Raw genomic sequence first — 3,611 nt, 5'->3', positions numbered from 1 at the left:
GTCATCCTGGTGAACACCTGCGCCATCCGCGACCACGCGGAGAAGCGCGTCATCGGGCGCGTGGGCCAGCTCCAGGAGCAGCGGCGGCGCGGGGCGCTGGTGGGCGTCACGGGGTGCATGGCGCAGCGCATGGGCGAGTCGCTCCTGGGCCGCGCGGGCGGCGTGGACCTGGTGATGGGCCCCGATGCCTACCGCCGGCTCCCCGAGAAGCTGGCCGCGCTCGGCGCCCTGGAGTCGAAGCCGACGCTTCTCACGCTTCCGCAGATGACCCCCGCTCCGGCCCGCGGCGGGCTCACCGTGCTGGGCTTCGACCCGCACGAGAACTACGAGGGCGTCACCGCGAAGCGCGCCTCCGCCGTCTCCGCGTGGGTGCCCATCCAGCGCGGGTGCAACTACCGCTGCACCTACTGCATCGTCCCCTACGTGCGCGGCGACGAGAAAAACCGCGACCCGCAGGCGATCCTCGACGAGGTGCGCGCGCTGGCGGAGCAGGGCGTGCCCGAGGTCGTGCTCCTGGGGCAGACGGTGAACTCGTACGAGCACGGCGACTGGAACTTCCCACGCCTGCTGCGCGAGACCGCGCGGATCGACGGCATCCGCCGCGTCCGCTTCACCTCGCCGCACCCCAACGACTTCACCCGCGAGCTGGTGGAGGTGATGGCCACCGAGCCCGAGGTGTGCGAGCAGCTCCACCTGCCCGTGCAGAGCGGCAGCAACCGCACCCTCAAGCGCATGCTCCGCCGCTACACCGTGGAGGAGTACCTCGAAAAGGTGGAGTGGGTGCGCGAGGCGATCCCCGGCATCGCGCTCTCCACCGACGTCATCGTCGCCTTTCCCGGTGAGACGGAGGAGGAGTACGAGGAGACGCTCGAGCTGATGCGCGAGGTGCGCTTCGACGAGGCGTACATGTACCGTTACTCGCCGCGCGACGGCACGCCGGCCACCCGCCTCCCCGCCGACCAGTTCGTCCCCGAGGCGGAGGGACAGGAGCGCCTCCTCAAGCTGATCAACATGCAGCGCCAGATCATGCTCGAGGTGAACCAGACGTGGGTGGGCCGCACGGTCGAGGTGCTGGTGGAGAAGGAAGGGCGCCGCGGCGGCGTGCAGGGCCGCACCGAGAGCAACAAGACGGTGAACCTGGACGGCACGCCCGACATGATCGGCAGCTTCATCGACGTCACCCTGACGAGCACCACGGGCGCCACCTTCAACGCCGAAGCCGCCGTACTGGTCGCGTAAACGCCCGCTCCACCCGGACATACGATGAGCCGCGCTTCCCGTTGGGGAGCGCGGCTCATCATCGTGAGGTGAGCAATGCCGCGGTTCGCGAGCCGGCTTCAGCCGGCTTCCCGTGGTTCCAGCCGGGGGCTTCAGCCCCCGGCTGCGCTCAGAATACGCCCGTCGTCGTCCGCTGGAGCGTGAAGGTTGCCGTCGCCGTGCCGCCGCTCGCGGAAACGGTGACGGTGCGCTGCCCGGTTTCGCCTGCGGCGGGCGCGTAGCCCAGCGGCACGCGGACGGCGAGGTTGTACGTCGCCGGCAGCAGGTTGGTGAAGGTGAACGCTCCCGCGGTGTTAGTGACCGTGGAGTCCGCGGTCCCCAGCAGCACCGTCACTCCGCCGAGCCCGGTCCCTCCCGCCTGCACTTGCCCGCTGATCGTCCCCGTCGTGCCGTTGCCGCCGGAGGGCACGCGCTTGCTCCCAAAGACGTTCCCGCCGTCGCATGCGCCCGACGCCACCAGCGCCGCCAGCACCAGCGCACTCCCCGTGTGCTTGAGCATCCTGCACCTCCTCTCTGGTTCCGCACTCCCATCTCGTTTCCCTGTCGGCTGCAACGGCCGCGCCAGTGCCCCGCGGCCGCGCCACAATCGAGCGCTGGCGCTACCGGTGCGCCACGACGCATACACTCGTGTACGGGTTGTGGTAATGTAAGTGTCGACGTTGCAACGACTTGCTTGCGCGCGCGATTCGTTGCGCACATGTTGGATGCGTCGCTTCCAACCGCCCCCGCCGCCCCGTCCGATGGCGTACTACCGACCGCCGATCGTCCTCGCATTCCTGGCGTACCTCGCGGGGGTGTTGGCGGGGCTGCGCATCTCCGTGATCCCGCCGGGGGCGGCGCTGGTGGCGATCGTGGGGGTGCTCGCGATGTTCGTTGCTCCGCGGCTCGGGGTGGGAAGTGCGCGTCCGCGGCACGTGCTGCACGTGATCCTGGCCGCGCTCGTCTGCGCCGGGGCGGGGCAGGGAGCGGCGGCGCGGATGGATGCGGAGCGTGACTGCCGTGCGGCGCTGGCGGATGGCTCCACGCTCCACGTTCGCGGCGTGCTGGGCGCGAACCTCGTCCCCGCGCCGGATGGCCGCATTCCGCTCCTCCCGCTGACCCTGGAGGAGGCGCGGACAAAGGGCGGCGTGATCCCCAGCTGCCGTGTGGAGGCTCGCGTCCGCCTGCCGCGCGGCACACCGGCCATGCTGGCGGGCACGGAGCTCCGCGTGGATGGCGCGTGGTGGCGCATGCCGCGGCCCGTCATTCCCAGCGCGTGGCCCGCCGATCCATCGTACGCGGGCTTCATCTTCGCGGCGAAAGCGGTGGTCGTGGCGCCGCCGAGCCTGGCCGCACACCCGCTCCTGACGCTGCGCGGACGCACGGAGCGGAGCATCGCGCGCCTCTTCCCCCGCAACGCGCCGCTGGCGGATGCGCTGCTGCTCGGCCGGCGCGAGACGCTGGACCGCGGGCTCGCGGACCGGTTTGCGCGCAGCGGGCTGGTGCACCTGCTGGCGATCAGCGGGAGCCACGTGGCGCTGATCGGCGCGGTGCTCCTCCTGCTGGCGCGCGCCGCACGGCTGAAGCGGAGCCACGCCGTAGCTGCCACCGTGGCGCTGGTGACGATGTACCTGGCGGTGATCGGCGCGCCGCCTTCCGCCGTGCGCTCGGGGATCATGCTCGCGCTCGCCCTCGCCGCGACGGTGCTCCAGCGGCCGACGGCGCCTCTCGCGCCGGTGGCGGCGGCGGCGCTCGCCATCCTCGCATTGCAGCCGATCGCGGCGCTGGACATTGGGTTCCAGCTCTCGTTCGCGGGCGTGCTGGGGCTCATCCTCGTCCGCCCCGCCATGCTCAAACGGCTCCCTGCGCCGTTGAAGCGCGGGTGGAAGCGGGCGCTGGCGGATTCGCTCGTGACGTCGCTGGCGGCGTTCGTGGCGACGGCCCCCGTGGCGGTGCACCACTTCGGGCAGATCGCGCCGGTGTCGATCGTCGCGAACCTGCCGGCCGTACCGCTCACCTCACTCGCGCTGGTCGGCACCGGCGCGGCGCTGGCGATGGAGCCGGTCGTACCGCCGCTGGCGAGGCTGTTCGCGGACGGCGCGTCGCTGATGCTGGACGGGCTTCAGCGAGTGGTGGACGTCGCGGCGGAGCTGCCGGGCGGGCACGCCGCGTTGGCCCGGCCGCGCTGGGGGCTCTGGGGCGCGGCGGCGCTCGCCATCCTCCTGGCGCTGGAGTGGAGCGCGCGCATGCGCGGGTGGGTGCGCGGCTCGCTCGCGACGGCGGCGGCGTGCGCGGCGTTCCTCGTCCTCCCCGCCGCGCCCACCGCACAGGGGCTGGAGCTCGCCTTCCTCGAC

Annotated in this window: 3 protein-coding genes; 2 read left to right on the top strand and 1 reads right to left on the bottom strand. The window is 72.2% G+C overall.

The genetic code is table 11. The features are described from left to right. A partial coding sequence (miaB, locus tag VF647_02550; protein HEX8450946.1) for a tRNA (N6-isopentenyl adenosine(37)-C2)-methylthiotransferase MiaB occupies positions 1 to 1,239 on the top strand: 1,239 nt, incomplete at its 5' end. Positions 1,240 to 1,387: 148 nt separating this feature from the next. Here the strand turns inward: miaB and VF647_02545 are convergent. Then, entirely contained in the window at positions 1,388 to 1,777 is a 390-nt protein-coding gene (locus VF647_02545; GenBank protein HEX8450945.1) for a carboxypeptidase-like regulatory domain-containing protein, read from the bottom strand. Between the two features lie 241 nt (positions 1,778 to 2,018). Here VF647_02545 and VF647_02540 point away from each other — a divergent pair. Further along, the coding region (locus VF647_02540; protein ID HEX8450944.1) for a ComEC/Rec2 family competence protein at positions 2,019 to 3,611 on the top strand (1,593 nt) is incomplete at its 3' end.

Source organism: Longimicrobium sp. (genome assembly GCA_036387335.1).
GTDB lineage: Bacteria > Gemmatimonadota > Gemmatimonadetes > Longimicrobiales > Longimicrobiaceae > Longimicrobium.
Note: the sequence above shows the minus strand (reverse complement) of the source record. Positions and strands in the feature narration are given on the sequence as shown.

Excerpts from the sequence above, each read along its gene's own strand:
- VF647_02545 (HEX8450945.1), bottom strand. The coding sequence starts at position 1,777 with ATGCTCAAGCACACGGGGAGTGCGCTGGTGCTGGCGGCGCTGGTGGCG.